The organism is Amycolatopsis dendrobii, from assembly GCF_014145675.1.
Classification (GTDB): domain Bacteria; phylum Actinomycetota; class Actinomycetes; order Mycobacteriales; family Pseudonocardiaceae; genus Amycolatopsis; species Amycolatopsis dendrobii.
Genome location: NZ_JACGZW010000007.1, coordinates 512,910 through 530,751, shown reverse-complemented (window position 1 = coordinate 530,751; position 17,842 = coordinate 512,910). Strand labels below are relative to the sequence as shown.

Genomic DNA, 17,842 nt, shown 5'->3' with positions numbered 1-17,842 from the left:
GAGCCGAGCCGAGCCGAGCCGAGCCGAGCCGAGCCGAGCCGAGCCGAGCCGAGCCGAGCAGCCGCGCTCGTTCGACTTGCCCGCAGCTCGCCGCTCCCCTGCGGCTCCTGCGCGGCCCAGCCCGTCGTAGCACCCGTCGGCGAGGCAGCCGGCGACGATTCGGATCATCGCCAGCTGGATCGTGGCTGCGACGCGGGCCGGTGTGCGTTCGTGGTCGCGTGCGGAAGGGCACGCGCGTCGTCAGCCGGAGGTCTCTCCCTCGCACTCCAGCGGAGCGAATTACAAGCGTGGCGTTTCACGTGAAACTCGCCGCCCCACCTCGCCCAGGCGCGTTTCACGTGAAACGACCTGTGGATCGCTCGGCGACTCGAGTGGAGTTGTCCACAGTTGCGGTCTGTCGGCTCGATTTGGCGTCGGCATCAGGGACAATCAATCGAGCGCGTTTCACGTGAAACGCGCGGAGCGAGGAGTGGGAGTAGTGAGCTTGGACGGCGCCACCGGGACGGTCCGGACCGCAGCGGTGGAGGTGTTCGGGGAGCGCGTCGAGCAAGCCGCCGGGTACGTGGAGCTGCTGGCGACTCATGGGGTCGAGCGAGGGTTGATCGGACCGCGTGAAGTCGAGCGACTGTGGGAGCGGCACGTGCTGAACTCCGCGGTGATCGGCGAGCAGATCCCGTCTGGGGCGCGCGTGGTCGACGTCGGGTCGGGTGCGGGGCTTCCGGGAGTACCGCTGGCGATCGCTCGACCGGACCTCGATATCGTGCTCTTGGAACCCATGGCTCGCCGGGTTGACTGGTTGGCCGAGGTCGCCGAGAAGCTGGAACTCCCGATCACCATCGTCCGTGGACGCGCCGAGGAGCGGTCCGTACGCGAGCAGCTGAGTGGCGCAGACGTCGTCACCGCCCGCGCGGTCGCCCCTCTTGCTCGGCTCGCGGGCTGGTGCCTTCCCCTGGTTCGTCCCGAAGGCCGACTGGTTGCCCTCAAAGGCGCCAGCGCCGCCGAAGAGATCTCCCGTGACCGCGACGCGGTGCGCAAGGCCGGCGGTGCCGAACCACAGGTCGCGGAATGCGGGAAGGCAGTACTCGAAGTCCCCAGCACGGTGGTCCTGATCCGTCGCCTGCCGCCGAAGCCGACCCGGCCACGCGGCAGACGGAGCTAGCGAACGACAACAGCCGCGCCGTTCCACGTGAAACATCGCGGTGTGAACGCCCCCGAATCGTCTACCAGGAGGAGGTGTCGAGACCGGTGAATCCCCCGCCGTCCGACTCCGCGGAGGCCAGCCAGGAGATGGGCTGGACGCCGATCGCTGAAGAAGCCGTTCGTGCCGCGAGCGTGCTCCACCCCAAGGAAGGGGTGCTCCCCCGGCCCTCTCGCCGCCGGGTGCTCACCGTCGCCAACCAGAAGGGCGGGGTCGGCAAGACGACGAGCACCGTCAACCTGGCTGCGGCGCTCGCCGTGCACGGGCTGAAAACATTGGTGATCGACCTCGACCCGCAGGGCAACGCCAGCACCGCGCTCGACATCGACCACCGCTCCGGGACGCCCTCGATCTACGAGGTGCTCATCGGCGAGGTCTCGATCGCCGAAGCCGCACAGCAGAGCGAGCAGTCCCCCAACCTCTACTGCGTGCCCGCGACGATCGACCTCGCCGGTGCTGAGATCGAACTCGTCTCCATGGCGAACCGCGAGACGCGGCTCAAGGAGGCGCTGTCGTCTGGGGCGCTTGACGAGATCGGTGTCGACTACGTCTTCATCGACTGCCCGCCGTCGCTCGGTCTCCTCACCGTCAACGCGATGGTGGCGGCGCAGGAAGTGCTCATCCCGATCCAGTGCGAGTACTACGCACTCGAAGGTCTCGGGCAGCTCCTCAGCAACATCGAACTCGTGCAGCAGCACCTCAACCGCGAACTCAGCGTGTCGACGATTCTGCTCACCATGTACGACGGTCGCACCAAATTGGCCGACCAGGTGACCAACGAGGTCCGGAACCACTTCGGCGACACGGTGCTGAAGACCGTCATCCCGCGCAGCGTGAAGGTGTCCGAGGCGCCTGGCTACGGCCAGACCGTCCTTGCTTACGACCCCGGTTCACGTGGTGCCATGAGCTATCTCGACGCGGCGAAGGAGATCGCCGAGCGGGGTGTGAACGAGAGGAGCAGCACCACATGACTGAGCGCAGAGGAGGGCTCGGCCGCGGACTGGCGGCCCTGATCCCGACCGGACCGGCGACGCCTCCTCCGGCCGCGACCGAGACCGCCACGCCCGCGGAGAAAGCAGTACGCGAGGACAAGGGCTGGTTCGCGGCGAACGGCGCGGCGGGCCAGCAGGTCGCGGGTGGCGAGGTCGCCGGCGCGGTGTACCGCGAGATCCCGGTCAGCTCGGTCAAGCCGAACCCTAAGCAGCCTCGCCAGGTTTTCGACGAGGAAGCACTCGCCGAACTCGAGCATTCGATCCGCGAGTTCGGGCTCATGCAGCCGATCGTCGTCCGCGAACTCGGCGATGACGAGTACGAACTCGTCATGGGCGAGCGCCGGCTGCGCGCCTCGCAGCAGGCGGAACTCGAGGCGATCCCTGCGATCGTGCGGCAGACCGCCGACGAGTCGATGCTGCGCGACGCGCTGCTGGAGAACATCCACCGCGTGCAGCTGAACCCGCTCGAAGAGGCGGCGGCTTATCAGCAGCTGCTCGACGAGTTCGCGGTGACGCACGAGGAGCTCGCCGGGCGCATTGGCCGTAGCCGCCCGGTCATCACGAACACCATCCGATTGCTCAAACTGCCCCTCCCCGTGCAGCGGCGAGTGGCCGCCGGTGTCCTGTCCGCCGGGCACGCGCGGGCGCTGCTGTCGTTGGAGGATCCGGAAAGCCAGGAAGAACTGGCGGCGCGGATCGTCGCGGAGGGCATGTCGGTGCGCGCCACCGAGGAAGCCGTCACGCTGAAGAAGAGCGAGAAGCCGGCGAAGCCGAAGGCCGCTCCCCGCAAGCCGATTCAGGCACCCGGATTGCAGGAACTGGCGAACCGGCTGTCCGATCGGTTCGACACCCGGGTGAAGGTCGACCTGGGACGGCGCAAGGGGCGCATCGTTCTCGAGTTCGGGTCGGTTGACGATCTTGAGCGGATCGTCGGGATCATCGACGCGAATTCCGGGGAAAAATCGGCGAATCAGAGCGACGAAACCGATTAGGGATCACCCAGGGGCGTTTCGTCACGGTGATGATTGCGGATCGAGGCGGCCATGGTCACCCGGAGTGGCCGCCGAAATCGACCGGCGCGGGGAAGGGCGGCAGTCCGCCGCCCGCCCCCGTCCGCCTGGTTTTAGTTCGCGCGAGCGACGGCGCGCGCGACGAGGTCCGCGAAAACTGAACCGAGCGTCGTGCCGGCGGCCTCGACCGCCATCGGCACCGTCGACGTTTCGGTGAGACCCGGCGAGAGGTTCACTTCGAGGAAGTGGACTCCCCCGTCCGGCGTGATCACCGCGTCGGTGCGCGAGATGTCGCGCAGCCCGAGCCACCGGTGCGCACCGACGGCGAGTTCGCTGACCGCCTTCGCGGCCTCGTCGGAAATCCGGGCCGGGGTGAAGAAGTCGGTGAGACCCGCGGTGTAGCGCGCGGTGTAGTCGTAGACGCCGCTCTCCGGCACGATCTCGACCGCGGGCAGGGCCTCAGCCCCGTTCTCCCCTTCGATGACCGTGACGGCCACTTCAACGCCGTCCACGAACCGTTCCGCGAGCACGGTGTCGCCATAGGCGAAGCAGCCGACCATCGCCGCGGGCAGCTCCGCAGCTTCCCGGACCACCTGCGTGCCGAGCGCCGATCCGCCCTGATCCGGCTTGAGGATCAGCGGCAGGCCGAGCCGCTCGACCATCGCGTCGAGCACCGACTGCGCACCCAGCTCACGGAAAGTGCTGTGCGGCAACACAATCCAGTCCGGCGTCGAGAACCCGGCCTGCTGCACGAACGCTTTCGCGGTCGGCTTGTCCCAAGCACGGCGGCAGCCCTGCGAGTGGGTGCCGACGAACGGCACATCGAGCATCTCCAGCACGGTTTGCACCGAGCCGTTCTCGCCCTCGCCGCCGTGCAAGGCAACGACAACCGCGTCCGGACGCTGCGTGCGCAGCCGTTCCAGCAGACCGGCGTCGGTATCCCACTCCTCCACCGTGAGGCCCTCGGCCCGCAGCGCGGCGGAAAGCCTGCGCCCGGAGCGGAGCGAAACGTCGCGTTCGTGGGAAAGCCCGCCGGCGAGCACGGCAACGGTACGGTCGACCACCGTGGGAACTCCTTAGTGTTGCTGGGCCGGTCAGACCGTGTCCGGAGACGGGGTCTCGGGCCCCGGGATGGTGCGCGCCTTCACGCTACCGAAGGTGCGGCTGAGGTCCATTTCGGACTCGAGCACCGCGGCGAGCCGGCGCACGCCCTCGCGGATGCGTTCCGGCGTCGGATAGCAGTACGACAACCGCATCTGGCGGGAGCCGAAACCGTCGGCGTAGAAACCGGTGCCGGACGCGTACGCGACCCGAGCGGTGACCGCGCGCGGCAACATCGCTTTGGTGTCAACGCCTTCCGGCACGGTGACCCACACGTAGAAGCCGCCGTCGGGGTTGGTCCAGGAGCAGCCGGGCGGCAGATACTGTTGCAGCGCCGACAACATCGCGTCGCGGCGTTCGCGGTAGTTCTCCCGGAACTTCTTGATCTGGCCCTTCCAATCGTGCGTCGCGAGATAGCGCGAGACGATCATCTGGTTGAAGGTCGGCGGGCACAGCGTCGCGGATTCCGCTGCCAGCACAAGCTTTTCGCGCACCGCGTGCGGCGCGAGCACCCAGCCGACGCGCAGCCCGGAGGCGAACGTCTTCGAGAACGAGCCGAGGTACACGACGTTGTCCGGGTCGAGCGAGCGCAACGCCGGGTAGGTCTGTCCGTCGAAACCGAGCAGGCCGTACGGGTTGTCCTCGATGATCAGGACGCCGTGTTCGCGGCAGATCTCGACGATCTCCGGACGCCGCTGCACCGACAGCGTCACGCCGGCCGGGTTGTGGAAATTCGGGATCGTGTAAAGGAATTTGACCCGCTGCCCGGCCTTTTCGGCTTGGTGCAAGGCTTCTCGCAACCCTTCGGGCACGAGGCCATGCTCGTCCATCGCGACGTGCACGACGTTCGCCTGGTAGGCGGAGAACGAGCCGAGCGCGCCGACGTACGACGGGCCTTCGGCGATCACGACGTCACCCGGGTCGCAGAAGAGCCGGGTCACCATGTCCAGGCCCATCTGGGAACCGACGGTGACCACGACGTCGTCAGGGTGCGCCTTGATGCCCTCGAGAGCCATGATTTCGCAGATCTGGTCACGCAGCGCGGGAATCCCGTGCGCGGACCCGTACTGCAGGGCGACGAGCCCCTCCTCGGCGATGATCTCGCCGACCTGAGCCGAGAGGGTGTCGAGCGGCAGCGCGGCGAGGTTCGGCATGCCGCCGGCGAGCGAGACGACCTCCGGCCGGCTTGCCACTGCGAAAAGCGCGCGGATCTCGGATGCGGTCATCCCGGCGGTACGTGCTGCGTACCGGTCGAGGTGCGGGTCGAGATTGTGGCGGCCGGTCTGCGGCTTGGCGGGGCGGTTCTCGGTCATCGGACACCTGAGGGCTCGGTGGTACCTGCTGGTAGATCCATCGAGTGTAACCGCGGCCTCTTCCGGCTCCCCGCTCTTCCGGCGCTTGTCACATCGGCCTATCCTCGGGGTGGTTCTTCCGGTGCTGCCTGCGCTCTTGCGGGCGCTGAGGCCGGAGTTGCGGGGTTCAGGGAGGTTTCAGGTGTCACGTCGCGTGGTGGGCGTCACCCTGGACAACCTCGAGCACCTGCCGAAGAGCTGCCGGCAGTGCGTGTACTGGGAGCTCGCGCCACATCTGAAGGCGCAGGCCGAGGAGTACGGCTCCACCGAGGTCGAGAAGGAAGCCTGGGTGTCCAGCGTGCTGCTGGAATGGGGTTCCTGCGGCCGCATCGTCTACAGCGACACGCTGCCGGTCGGGTTCGTGCTTTACGCCCCGCCGAACGCGGTGCCCCGCTCGCTCGCTTTCCCGACGTCGCCGCCGAGCGCCGACGCCGTCCTGCTCACCGCTTTCCAGGTGCTGCCGGAATTCCGCGGCGGCGGCCTCGGCCGGATGTTGGTGCAGGCCGTGGCGAAGGACCTGACCAAACGCGGCGTCCGCGCGATCGAGTCCTTCGGCGACGCCAGTCCGGACGACGAGGACCCGCTGGGCCAGCACTCGTGCGTGCTGCCCGCGGCGTTCCTGCAGAGCGTGGGCTTCAAGACGGTGCGTCCGCACCCGAAGTACCCGCGGCTGCGCCTGGAACTGCGTTCCGCGATCACCTGGAAGGAAGACGTCGAAGCCGCGCTCGAACGTCTGCTGGGCCAAGTGACGATCACGACCGCTGAACCGAGCCTCGGCCGCGCCTGACCGCAGCCGCCTGCGCACCGGGTCAGCCAGAATGACCTTGCTGGCACCCACCCTGAACGACCCGCCTGGCTAGTCCGCCGTGCTCTGCCACTCCCCGGTCGCCTGGTCACTCTCCGTGCTGACCGCCGCGGCAGCCACCAGGTCTCGCTTGCTCTGGGCGCTCCGCAATCCGCCCTCGTCGGCCTCGGGGTGCAGCCGCCCGAACCGCATCACCCGAGGTCAGCCGGCGCCTCTTCGCCACCGACTCGGATGTCCTTGGCGGATGCTTGACGAGCCCCATACCACCTCCGATTCGCTCGGAAAACACCCACTCCCGGTACCTGTGCACAACTGTGGAAGAGTCCCCAAGTTATCCACAGATTGCAGATAGAGGCCGTGGAAAAGCTGTGGATGGATAGAATGGATCTGGGGACGCCCCCCGGGAAGGGTGGGGGCTGCCCCCAGGTGTGGTGGGTGTTGTGGCAGTGGGGCGCAAGTTCTTGTGGCGCCGGTTAAGCGGTGTGGTTGCTCCGGTTGTTTGGTGTTGCGGGAGCGGTTGGCGGCAGGTGGGGGTGGGGCTGGAGTCGGGGGGAAGGGGGAGGCGGCCGGTTGTGACTGTGGGTAGTGAGTGGCGCAGGTGAGTGCGGGTCAGCACGGGTAAACGCGGGGCTGAGAGAGCGGTGGCGCGTCGGGGCGCGCTGAGTGGGGCCCTGGGGCGGTATGCGCGCGAAAGGGCTGGGGGGGCGAATCAGGGTGGAGCTCGGGAGGACGGATAGAGGGGGAAGCTATTCGGCCTTGGCCAGTTCGTGGGCCAGGACGTCGGCGAAGGTGAAGGTGCCGGTGGGCTGGTCGCCTTCGCCGAGGAGGTAGAGGCGCTTGACGGCGATGAGGATGCCTTCGGCCACGACGTCGCGGAAGGCGGGGTCACCTAGGCGCGCGGCGTCGTCCGGGTTCGTCAGGTAGCCGATTTCCACGCGGACCGCTGGGCAGCGGGTGCGAGTGAAGATCTCCCACGTCTTGTAGTGCGTGCGGCAGTCCAGCAAGCCGGTACGGGCCGCGACCTCGCGCTGGATAAAGCCGGCCAGCAGTTCGCCGACGGTGGACGTCGTGCCGTTGCCGGTGCCGAAGTGGAAGCTCGCGACGCCCTGTGCGCGCGGCGACGGGTTGCCGTCGCTGTGCAGCGACAGGAACAGGTCCGCGCCGGCGTCATTGGCGAAGCGGGCGCGTTCGAAATCCGTCGGGCTGTGGTTCGGGCCCCGGCTGATCAGGGCCTCCATGCCGGTGGCCTGCATCCGGCCTTCGAGCCGCCGCGCCAGATCCCAGGCGATGTCCGCCTCGCGCAGGCCGCCCGCGACGACACCGAGGTCTTCGCCGCCGTGGCCCGGGTCGATCACGATGCGCTTGCCGCGCAGCCGCGGGCCCGCCTGGCGCACCTGCTCCTGCTCGCGCAGGAAAACCGGGCGGCCGCCGCGGGCGCGCGGCGAAGACAGGCGGTGCAGTTCGCGGATGGTGGCCGGGCCGCAAATGCCGTCCGACGTCAGCCGCATGTCGCGCTGGAACGTGCGCAGGGCGCGCTCGGTCTGCGGACCGAAATAGCCGTCCGGGCGGCCCGCGTCGAAGCCCAGTTCGGTGAGCCGCTCCTGAAGAGTGAAAACGTCGTCGCCGTGCACCGGCGACGACAAAAGGTACTGGAGCGGGCGGCTCCCGAGGTGATAGCTGGCGCCCTTGAGCGCCTGATACGTCGCCGGGCCCACTACCCCGTCGGTGATGAGCCCGCGGCGCTGCTGGAACGCGCGCACGGCCTGCTCCACCGCGACGTCGAACGTGTTGTACCGCTCGGTCCCCGCCACCGGCGGGAGCAGATCCATCCCGGCAAGGATCGACCTGATCTCGGCGACGTCGGGACCGGCGTCACCGCGGCGGAGTACCCGCATGCACTCCTCGCTCTTCCTCAGGCACCGAAACCGGCTCGATGCGAAACAGAAACCCGGGTAGGGGTGTACCCAGGCACCTATTGTGCCCTGTGAACTCTCGGTAAGGACGCAGGCCCGGTCGGTGCGCCACCGGCGGGGGCGCCGCCCCGCCGCGGACACGCCGAGTGCACCTGCGCGCACACCCCCGTGCGGGTGGTTCCCGAACATGCGAGAACCCGGACCGGCGAGTCGATCGCCGCTGGCCCGGGTTCTCAGCAGGTGGACCGCTCAGAGCACGTCGGCGAGATCGGACAGCAGCGCGGCCTTCGGCTTCGCGCCCACGATCTGCTTCACCGGCTTGCCGCCCTGGAACAGGATCAGCGTCGGAATCGACATCACCTGGTAGTCACGCGCCGTGTTCGGGTTCTCGTCGATGTCGAGCTTGGCGACCTTGATCTTGTCGCCGTTTTCCTTCGCGATCTCCTCGAGCACCGGGGCGACCATCTTGCACGGCCCGCACCAGGTCGCCCAGAAATCGACGAGAACGGGCTTCTCGCTGGTCAGGACGTCGTCCACGAACGACTTGTCGGTCACCTTCACGGGTTCGGACATCGCTTGCTCCTTCAACTCGGTGGAAAAGTCAGTGCTCGCCGGCGCCGTAGCCGCCGCCGACCAGTTCCGGTGCTTCGTTCGCCTCGGCCTCGCCGTGCTCCGCGAGCCATCGTTCCGCGTCGATCGCCGCGCTGCAGCCGGAACCGGCCGCGGTGATCGCCTGCCGGTAAGTGCGGTCCACCAGGTCGCCAGCGGCGAACACGCCGGGCAGGTTCGTGTACGACGTGCGGCCCTGGGTGAGCACGTAGCCGTCCTCGTCCACGTCCACCTGGCCGCGCACCAGCTCGCTGCGCGGATCGTGGCCGATCGCGACGAAGAACCCGGTCACGTCGAGCGTCTTCTCCTCGCCGGACTGCGTGTCGCGCACCTTCAGGCCGGACACCGTCCCGTCGCCCTCGACCCCGGTGATCTGCGAGTTCAGCTGCCACTTGATCTTCTCGTTCGCGCGAGCGCGCTCGAGCATGATCTTCGACGCCCGGAACTCGTCGCGGCGGTGCACGATCGTCACGGACTTGGCGAACTTCGTCAGGAAGGTCGCCTCCTCCATCGCCGAGTCGCCGCCGCCCGCGACCGCGATGTCGTGGTCGCGGAAGAAGAAACCGTCACAGGTCGCGCAGGCGGACACGCCGCGGCCGAGCAGTTCCTGCTCGCCCGGCACCTTCAGGTACCGCGCGGCGGCGCCCATGGCCAGCACGACGGCACGCGCGGCGTAACGCTTGCCGTTCGCGACGACGTACTTCACGTCGCCGGTCAGCTCAAGCGACTCGACGTCCTCCGCGCGCAGCTCCGCGCCGAAGCGCTCGGCCTGCTTGCGCATCTCCTCCATCAGGTCCGGGCCCTGGATCCCGTCGCGGAAGCCCGGGAAGTTCTCGACCTCGGTGGTCGTCATCAGCGCACCGCCGAACTGCGTGCCTTCGAACACCAGCGGTTCGAGCTGTGCGCGCGCCGCGTAGACCGCTGCGGTGTAACCGGCAGGACCCGACCCGACGACGATCAGGTTCCTGATTTCCTCGGCAGCCACCCGTCAACCCTCCGCTCGTCATGACCTGTGCTCCAGGCTCAACACGATCGTAGGTGGAGGTGTTCCCGGCGGTGACGCCCGCTACGTCCAGGCGCTACTTCTTGCCGACCACCTTGTCGAACAGCTTGTCCGGGTTCCCCGGCCCGCAGTCCGCGCCGAACGCGACCAGCCGGAACTGCGCGAGCTTGCCGGTGGTGTAAATCGCCACCACGCCCGGCTTGCCCTCGACGGTCACCGGCCGCACGCCTTCCGGCCGCACCGCCGGGTCCATGCCGGCCGCGGCGACGCACGCGTCGAAGCGTTTCGAGTCCTGCAACGGGCCGTAGTTCCGCACGCCGAGACCCCCGCCCAGCAGCGCTTCCGCACCGCTGCCGTCGCTGCCGACGGTCGGACCGCCGACCGCGGACGGCGCGGGCGCGGCGACGCCGGACGTGTCCGTCTTGGTCGCACCGGGAACAGTCAGCGTGATCGCTACCGCGGCGGCCGCGGCGGCGGTCAGGATCCCCGCGCCCCAGCCGAGCTGCCGGTTCCGCCGTTTCCGCGCCGCCGACAGGTCCACCACCGGCGCGACCGGCTGCTCAGCGGCCTCCGGTGCGGCCGCCGGAAACGTCGCCTCCTGCCGGGCCGCCGACTCCGCGGCGAGCGCGGCGTCGAGCCTGGCCGCGAACTCGGCGGGCATCGGCGGGGCCGGTTCCGCGGCGAGCGCGGACAGGTCGGCGGTGGTCGCCTCGAGGGCCTCGATGATCGCGCGCGCCTCCGGATCCGCGTTCACCCGCGGCCACAGTTCGGCCGCCTCCTGGTCGTCGAGGACCCCGGCATGGAGGTCGGCGAGCAGGTCGACAGACCAGGGCGGTCCGATGGTTCCGCCTGCCCCCCGGCTCTCGTCCGTCATCGTCCCTCCCCGTTCCCCGGCGAGCGCTGGGCTCGCCCGGCACTCCGGGACCCCTCCGAAGTGGCGTGCTTGCGTTTGCTTTCGTTAGTTGGGACGTCGCCACCCCCGTCCGGGTTCCGCAGATGCCCGAGAACCTTCGCGAGTTTTCCCCGCCCGCGCGCGCACCGGCTCTTGACCGTGCCCTCCGCGATCCCGAGCATCTTCGCGGTCTCGGCCACCGAATAGCCCTCGACGTCGACGAGCAGGATCGGCGCGCGCTGGTCTTCGGGCAGCTCGTCGAGCGCCTTGCGGACCAGCAGGCTGGTTTCCTTCTCCGCCATCGAATCGCCGGGCGCGGCCGGTTCGTTGTACTCGCCGGTCTCGGGCAGCGGCACGGTCGGCCGGGCCTGCTTTCGCCGGATCCGGTCGAGGCACGCGTTCACCACGATCCGGTGCAGCCACGTCGTGACCTGCGACTCCGCGCGGAACTTGCCCGCCGCGCGGAAGGCCGAGATGAACGCCTCCTGCAGCGCGTCCGCCGCCTCTTCCGGATCGCGCAGCGTGCGCAGCGCTACCGCCCACATGCGGTCTCGATGCCGCCGGACCAGTTCACTGAACGCATGCGGATCGCCCGCGGCGTGCGCCGCGATCAGATCCGCATCCGTGGGAGCTGCAGCCGTCACCCGGCAGAGCCTACTGAGTCGTGCTCGCAGCTCACGCCGCAGGCAGGAAGCTCAGCTCTCCGATCTGGCTCAGGAAGCCGTTGCCGCCGTTGTCGCCCAGCTGGGTGATCCAGACGATGAAGTACTGGCTTTGCGTCGGCTGCTGGAGGGTGATCGTGGTGTCCGGTCCGTTCAAGTCGCCGCTTCCGACCACCTTGGTGTCGTCGAGCTGCGGATTCTTGCTGTCCGCCGACCGGATCTCGACCTTCGTTCCCGGGCTGTCCGCGCTGATCTTCACCTGCGCGAGGTTCACCGGATTGTCGAACGAGACCGCGATGCCGACGCCGGGCTTCAGCGCGGGCAGCTGCTGCTGGTACTGGTCGGTCTTCCAGACCGTGCCCGGATCGCCGTCGATCGTGTTCTTCGCCCGGCCCGCGTTGTCGCCGGAGCCTTCCGGGTTGTAGAGCGTCGCCGACTTCGGGGCCACCGGGTCGCCGACCTTCGGGCCCGCGGGCGGCTGGTTCGCCGGCGGCGGGGCCTGGTTGCCCGGTTTGGCCGGGGCCGAACTCGGCGGCGCCGCGACGTTGATCGCGGGACCGGTCGGTTTGCCGTCACCCTGGAACAGGTTGATCAGCATCAGCCCGCCCCACGCGAGGATCACCACGGTGGCGACCACCAGCACGGTGACGCCGAAGGCCAGCTTCCGCCGTCGAGCGACGTCCTTCACCGGCTTCTTCGTGGTCCAGATCGTGCCGTCGGTCTCCGCGGCCGCCTCGTCCTTGCCGACCGCGTTGATCAGCTGGGTGCGTTCCTCCTGCTCGGCGACCTGGCCGAGCACGCGAAGAATGGCCGAACTGGTGCGGATCCCGCCGCTGCCGCCGTCCTCGATGGTGCGCACGGCCAGCGACGACAGCTCCGGCGGCACCGCGGGCACCAGCGACCGCGGCGGCACGACGTGCCCCTGCGGCGTGAGCGGGGCCGCGGGGATCGCGGGCGGACCGCCGGGCAGCGCCCAGCGTCCGGTGAGCAGCAGATACAAAACCGCGCCGAGCGCCTTGACGTCGTCGCGGAGAGTGGCTTCCGGCAGCGGGCCGGGGAAGGCGAGCTTGAGCGCGCCGCCCGGCGTGAGCCGCAGTCGTTGCGGGTGGTCGAGGCCGAGGACGAGACCGTTCTGGTGGGCGTGGTCGACGGCTTCGGCGAGCGCCTGCACCATCCGCGCGGCGGCGGCGGGGGCCACCGGGCGCTGCGCGACCAGGTCCACCAGGTCGCTGCCCTTGGTCCACTCCGCCACCACGACGCCGAGCAGCCCCTCGCTGGAGGTGACCCCACTGCCGAGGCTGAGCACGTCCAGCACCCGGGCGACGCCGCCGTGCCCGAACTTCGACGCGTGCGCCGCCCGTTCCAGGGTGCGCCGCGCCTGCCGCGCCGCTTCCGGATCGGCCGGATCGCCGACCAGCAGTGTCAGTGCGACGTCCCGTTTGAGCTGCCCGTCCCGCGCGCGCCAGAGGTGCGCGGCGGCCCGCTCGTCTACCCCGAACTGGGCAAGCAGGCGATACCGGCCGTCCCCTACGACGCGTCCGGGCGCGAGCGATCCGCCCCGGGCGCGAATGCCCGCGGCGTCCCCCGCCTGCTCGCTTCGTCTCGTGTCCACGCTCTCTCCCGCTTCGCTCCCGGCACCGAGGGTACCCGGATCATCAGCCGTAGAAGCGTCGCGAGTCGTGAATCAATCGTTACCCGCGCTTGATCAATCGGGTGAATCTCGATGTTACGGGCTTCAGCTCCTCGACCTTCAGCGCCATGAGCACCCCGAACGAGACCACGATCCCGACGATTCCTTGCAGGATGAGCTTGATCCAGGCGTGCGGAACCGGGCTGAGCGACGAGGGCACGATCAGCCCGACGACCCACGCCGCCCCGACCCCGAGGACGCTCGCCACGACCGTGAACAGGATCACCCCGATCACCCGCTTGCTGCGCAGGTTGCCGAGTGTCACCCACAGCCACACCTGGCCGAGCATCGCGCCGATCACGTAGGTCAGCGCGTTCACCATCATCACGCCGAGCACGACGTTCTCCGGGTTCAGCAGCACCGGGCACAGGAACAGCAGCGGCACCTTGACCACGGTCATCACGATCATGATCAACGTCGGCGTGCGGGCGTCCTTCATCGCGTAGAACACCCGCATCTGGAGCATCACCAGCGCGTACGGCAGCAGCGCGAACGCCGTGATCGCCAGCGCCTGGCCCATCCGCTCCGCGTCCTCGAGCCTGCCCTTGCCCATCGCGAACAGCGCGACGCCCATCGAGGTGCCGACGATCGTCATCACCGCCGAGATCGGCACGAGGGTCACCGTCGAGATCCGCGAGGCATATGACAGGTCGCTGACCAGCTTCTTCGCGTCGCCGTCGGCGGCGGCGCGGCTCAGCCGCGGCATGATCGCGGTCAGCAGCGAGACGCCGAGGACGCCGTAAGGCAGCTGGAACAGCAGCCACGCGTAGTTGTAGGCGGTGACGCCGCCCGAGGTGCCCTTGGTGAGCACGCGAGTGGTGATCGTGAGACCGACCTGGCTGACCGCGACGTAGCCGACGACCCACAGCGCCAGGCCGCCGAACTCCTTCATCCGGCTGTCCAGGCCCCACCGCCAGCGCGGGCGGAAGCCTGAGCGCAGCAGCGGCGGGATCAGCATGAGCGCCTGCGCGGCGATGCCGCCGGTGACGCCGAGGCCGAGAGTGAGCACCTTCGGGTCGGTGATCGACGGATTGCCGGTGTCGATCGATCCGGGCATCAGCCACACCACGAGGATGGTGAAGATGACCACCAGGTTGTTGATCACCGGGGCCCAGGCAGTCGGCCCGAACACGTGCTTGGCGTTCAGCATCGCCGAGACCAGCGCGAACACGCCGTAGAAAAAGATCTCCGGCAGTAGCAGGTAGGCGAACGCCGTGGTCAGGCCGGCGCTCGCCTGCCCGGACGAATCGATGTACAGCGAGGTGAACGCCGGTGCTGCGATCACGGCGATCACGGTGCCGATGAACAGCACGGTGACACCGGTGGTCAGCAGCCGTTGCGCGTAGGCCTGGCCGTGGTCAGGGTCGTCCTGCGAACGCACCAGCAGCGGCACCACCACACTGGTGAGCACACCGCCGAGCAGCAGTTCGAAGATGATGTTCGGCATCGTGTTCGCGACGTTGAACGAGTCGGTCGCGACTCCGGAACCGATCGCCGCGACCAGCAGCACCTTCCACAGGAACCCGGTGATCCGGCTGATCAGCGACGCGATCGCCATCCGGCCGGACGCCTTGGCGACCGAAGGACCCTCGTCCTTCGGCTGCTCGGGAGCCTCGGCCGGACGTGCGAGCGGCGCGTCCTTGATCCGCGGCATGACCTGGGTGGCCAGCGCGTCGTACGGGCGCAGCACGTCCGGGTCGGCGGTGGGCCAGCGCGAGGGGGCCGCGAGCGGGACGCCCGCGGTGCGCGGGATGAACCGGGTGGCGTCCGGGTCCCGCATCGCCTCTTCCTGCCACGGCCGGATCGGCGTGCCGGGACGCGGGCCTCGGCCGCGGTGCACCGGCGGCTGCGGTCCCGGCACGTTCGCGGGCGGCGGCGTCGGCTGCGGAAGCTGGCCGCGGTTCGGCGGCTGGTTCGGCGGGATCGGCTGCGGACCGGACGGCGGGAGTTGCTGCGGGCCGGACGGCGGCCCGGACTGCCTCGGTGGGGGCGGCCTGCGCACCGGCGGCATGGCGGCCCTCGTCGGAGCCGGACGCTGACCGTTCGGAGGAGGCGGCGGGACTCGGCGCGGCGCGCGGTCTCGAGGGTCGCGGGGTTCCCGGGGGTCGCCGCCGCGCGGGTCGATCCGGCGCGGCTGGGCTCGGTCGGCGGGCGGACGTTCGTCGGGCAACGGCATCCGGCGGGTGCCGTTGGGCGGCTGCCTGCGCTCGGCGGGCGGCGGCGGAGGGGGCGGCTGGCGACGGGCGTCCCGCACCGCGCGGCGAGGCTGGTCGCTCCTCCTCGGCGCCGCGCCGTCCCGCCGAGGACGCCCCGCACGCTCGGGTGGTTGACCCGGCTCTTTGTCCAACGCGTGCCCAATCCTCGGCGGTCCCCTGGTTCCCTGCCATTGTGGCAGCGCCGACCCAGGGTAATCGGGAACGGGCGCGAGCACCCGGCCCCTTCGGCTGTCAGGGCGTGCCGCCGCGGCTTTCCTTGATCCGCCGGTAGATCCGCCGCGACGCCAGCAGGAGCAGTGCGCAACCAGCGACGACGGTGACGATGATGGTGATCGGGCCGTATTCGGTGGAAGTCAGCTCGAACCGCGCGGTCGCGCCGAGATCAGTGCCCGATGGGGTGGTCAACGACACATCGACCGACAGGCGACCGGCCCGCAGCGCCTCGATCTGCACGTACCTGGTCTGCCCGCCCTTCGCCGGGAAGAGCAGGTTCTTGTCCGCTTGCTCCGGCCGGACGCCCATGTTGTTCCGGAGCACGATCTGCGCGGTGACGCCGACCGGCAGGTCGTTGTGCACGTACACCGGCAGCGGCGACGACCCGGACGCGAGCGCAAACGTTTGCTTCGGCTGTTCGACGGTCACCTGGTCACGGATCGCGGCGAGCTCCGCGGTCGCGTTCGCCGAGGCGGACGCCACCGCCGCCGATGGGCCGAACGCGGTCGAGCTGCCGCGGACCAGCGCGTCGCGCACCGGCCCGACGATCGCCTTCGGCTCGACCCGGTTCCTCGGGTCGATCTGCATCGCGGACAGCAGGCCGGTGGAGTCCTGGTCGAGGCTGGACAGCTGGCTGGCGACCGCCGCGCCGCCGTCCGAGCGGGTGTCCGCGGCCAGCGAAGCGCTGCCTTCCGGCGCGCTCCCCAGCAAGTCGTCGAGCGTCGAACCGGCCGTCACGCCCGCGGTGGTGAGCTTGCCGAGCCCGGACAGGAAGGCGTTCAGCTCTTCGGTGGTGGCGTCCCAGCGCCGCGGCGGGGCGACGAGCAGCGGCCCGCCGTTGGCTCCTTCGGTGCGGCCGAGCCCCGCTTCGAAGGCGACCGCGGCGAGACCGTTCTGCGTGGAGACCGCGCGCTGCGACGCTCCGCTGTAGGTGGTCGGCGTCTGCGGGCTCGGCGCGAATCCGGCGAGACCGGCGGTGGCCATCGAGTTGGTCGGCTGCGCGCGCAGGCCGTCGGACAGCGTCGCCGCGCCGGTCACGGTCTCGTCGTCACCGCCTGCCCGCAGCTTGCCGCTGTCGGTGAGCACGGTCTGGAAGCCGCCCGACGAAATCGCCGACAGCGCTTTGTCGTCCGGCGTCCCGCCCGGCCACAGCACGCCGCTCTTCGACTCGACGCCGAGCACCTCGCGGATCGTCGCGGTGCCGTTCAGCGCCGTGGTCATGAGGCCGGCGTCGGGGTTGCCGTCGGCACCGCGGATCTTGCCCAGCGTGGTGAGGTCTGCGTCGGCGAACGGGAGCGGGATCACGCATCGGCCGGTGACCAGCGCACGCAGCGCGGCCAGCCAGTTCGACGCGGCGTCCGCGCCCTTGCCCGCCGCCCCGCCGCTGACCCGGTAGCCGTTCCGCATCGAGTCCACGGTGCGCAGCAGGTCCGGATCGAGGGCGAAACACAGCGAGCCGCCGATCTTCGGATTCGTCTCCTGCGCCGCTCGTGCCGCCGAGACCAGGGAATACAGCCGTCCGCCCGGGCTCAGCTCGTCGGCGAGCGCGTCGTCGGTGAGCGTCATCGGCACGCCGAACGGGGCGGACTGTACGTGCGGGGCGCTGTCGGTGATCGGCCACAACACGGCCAGTTTCGAATGCCGCTGCGTCGCCTGGTTGCTCGCGTGGCCCGGCGTCGACAGCACCGGCATGAGCAAGCTCACCGCGGCGAGCCGGGCCGGGCCGCCGTACTCCGGGGTGCCGTTCACGTTCACCAGCAGCGGATACACGCCCGGCCGGAGCGCCGCGCCGCGCGGCCCGGTGAGCGGCACCGTGATCTCCATCCGCGCGCTCTGGCCCGGCTCCAGCTCCTCGGCGAGCGAGGTGAAGTCGGTGAGCGGGGAGTCCTGCACCGGGTTCCCGGCGAGCACCGAATCCATCGCGCGCGGGCTGGCGAGACGTTCGCCGATCTGCAGCCGGGCCATCGGCTTCATGATTCGCCGGGAGCCGGTGTTGGTCACCGTCCCGGTCACCGTGATCGCCTGGTCCGAGCTGGTGATCACGCGCGGGTTCAGCTGGCCGAGGTCAAGCCGCAGCCGGGCCGGTTCCGGAGACGGATTCTCCTGCGCGCCCGCCGGCGCACCGAACAACGCGGTGGCGGCGACGATCAGCAAAGACAGCAAGAAGGCGGCGGGCCGCTTCACTC

At 69.8% G+C, this 17,842-nt stretch carries 15 protein-coding genes; 4 read left to right on the top strand and 11 right to left on the bottom strand.

Going from position 1 to position 17,842, the window contains the following annotated elements; all coding sequences use genetic code 11:
- Positions 1 to 478 precede the first annotated feature (478 nt).
- The 3 genes from rsmG (at position 479) to H4281_RS23210 (ending at position 3,182) form a co-directional block, all read left to right on the top strand.
- Positions 479 to 1,159 carry a 16S rRNA (guanine(527)-N(7))-methyltransferase RsmG gene (rsmG, locus tag H4281_RS23220; RefSeq protein ID WP_182893010.1) on the top strand — a complete coding sequence of 227 codons (681 nt, stop codon included), beginning with the start codon at positions 479 to 481 and terminating at the stop codon, positions 1,157 to 1,159.
- An 86-nt stretch (positions 1,160 to 1,245) separates the two neighbouring features.
- Positions 1,246 to 2,169 carry a ParA family protein gene (locus H4281_RS23215; RefSeq protein WP_304504531.1) on the top strand — a complete coding sequence of 308 codons (924 nt, stop codon included), beginning with the start codon at positions 1,246 to 1,248 and terminating at the stop codon, positions 2,167 to 2,169.
- Positions 2,166 to 3,182, top strand: a complete 1,017-nt coding sequence (locus H4281_RS23210; protein ID WP_182893009.1) for a ParB/RepB/Spo0J family partition protein — start codon at positions 2,166 to 2,168, stop codon at positions 3,180 to 3,182. Before H4281_RS23215 ends, H4281_RS23210 begins: the two co-directional genes overlap by 4 nt.
- Positions 3,183 to 3,313: 131 nt before the next feature.
- Here the strand turns inward: H4281_RS23210 and H4281_RS23205 are convergent, their stop codons facing one another.
- The gene (locus H4281_RS23205) at positions 3,314 to 4,264 is read right to left on the bottom strand and encodes a D-alanine--D-alanine ligase family protein (protein ID WP_009085339.1); all 951 of its coding nucleotides are present in this window, start codon (positions 4,262 to 4,264) and stop codon (positions 3,314 to 3,316) included.
- Positions 4,265 to 4,294: 30 nt separating this feature from the next.
- The gene (locus H4281_RS23200; protein ID WP_182893008.1) at positions 4,295 to 5,614 is read right to left on the bottom strand and encodes an aminotransferase-like domain-containing protein; all 1,320 of its coding nucleotides are present in this window, start codon (positions 5,612 to 5,614) and stop codon (positions 4,295 to 4,297) included.
- A gap of 181 nt (positions 5,615 to 5,795) precedes the next feature.
- Between H4281_RS23200 and H4281_RS23195 the strand changes: the two genes are divergently transcribed.
- Positions 5,796 to 6,440 carry a GNAT family N-acetyltransferase gene (locus tag H4281_RS23195; protein ID WP_182893007.1) on the top strand — a complete coding sequence of 215 codons (645 nt, stop codon included), beginning with the start codon at positions 5,796 to 5,798 and terminating at the stop codon, positions 6,438 to 6,440.
- 69 nt (positions 6,441 to 6,509) lie between these two features.
- Here the strand turns inward: H4281_RS23195 and H4281_RS23190 are convergent, their stop codons facing one another.
- The 9 genes from H4281_RS23190 to H4281_RS23150 form a co-directional block, all read right to left on the bottom strand.
- The gene (locus tag H4281_RS23190; RefSeq protein WP_182893006.1) at positions 6,510 to 6,650 is read right to left on the bottom strand and encodes a hypothetical protein; all 141 of its coding nucleotides are present in this window, start codon (positions 6,648 to 6,650) and stop codon (positions 6,510 to 6,512) included.
- A gap of 554 nt (positions 6,651 to 7,204) precedes the next feature.
- The gene (locus H4281_RS23185) at positions 7,205 to 8,353 is read right to left on the bottom strand and encodes an N-acetylmuramoyl-L-alanine amidase (RefSeq protein WP_037809125.1); all 1,149 of its coding nucleotides are present in this window, start codon (positions 8,351 to 8,353) and stop codon (positions 7,205 to 7,207) included.
- 267 nt (positions 8,354 to 8,620) lie between these two features.
- Positions 8,621 to 8,944: a thioredoxin gene (gene trxA, locus H4281_RS23180; protein WP_067578295.1), complete on the bottom strand. Its 324-nt coding sequence runs from the start codon at positions 8,942 to 8,944 to the stop codon at positions 8,621 to 8,623.
- Between the two features lie 28 nt (positions 8,945 to 8,972).
- Positions 8,973 to 9,965 (bottom strand): thioredoxin-disulfide reductase, encoded by a 993-nt coding sequence (gene trxB, locus H4281_RS23175; RefSeq protein ID WP_182893005.1) that lies wholly within the window; start codon positions 9,963 to 9,965, stop codon positions 8,973 to 8,975.
- A gap of 94 nt (positions 9,966 to 10,059) precedes the next feature.
- A complete protein-coding gene (locus H4281_RS23170) occupies positions 10,060 to 10,857 on the bottom strand; it encodes an RsmA family anti-sigma factor (RefSeq protein ID WP_182893004.1) in 798 nt (265 codons plus the stop codon).
- On the bottom strand, positions 10,854 to 11,519 hold the full coding sequence (gene sigM / locus H4281_RS23165) for an RNA polymerase sigma factor SigM (RefSeq protein ID WP_043831404.1): 666 nt from the start codon (positions 11,517 to 11,519) through the stop codon (positions 10,854 to 10,856). The genes H4281_RS23170 and sigM overlap by 4 nt, the downstream gene beginning before the upstream one ends.
- Positions 11,520 to 11,550: 31 nt before the next feature.
- Positions 11,551 to 13,149 (bottom strand): protein kinase family protein, encoded by a 1,599-nt coding sequence (locus H4281_RS23160; RefSeq protein WP_182893003.1) that lies wholly within the window; start codon positions 13,147 to 13,149, stop codon positions 11,551 to 11,553.
- Between the two features lie 79 nt (positions 13,150 to 13,228).
- A complete protein-coding gene (gene murJ, locus H4281_RS23155) occupies positions 13,229 to 15,007 on the bottom strand; it encodes a murein biosynthesis integral membrane protein MurJ (protein WP_220507727.1) in 1,779 nt (592 codons plus the stop codon).
- Positions 15,008 to 15,674: 667 nt separating this feature from the next.
- The gene (locus H4281_RS23150) at positions 15,675 to 17,840 is read right to left on the bottom strand and encodes a DUF6049 family protein (RefSeq protein WP_182893002.1); all 2,166 of its coding nucleotides are present in this window, start codon (positions 17,838 to 17,840) and stop codon (positions 15,675 to 15,677) included.
- Between the last annotated feature and the right edge of the window lie 2 nt (positions 17,841 to 17,842).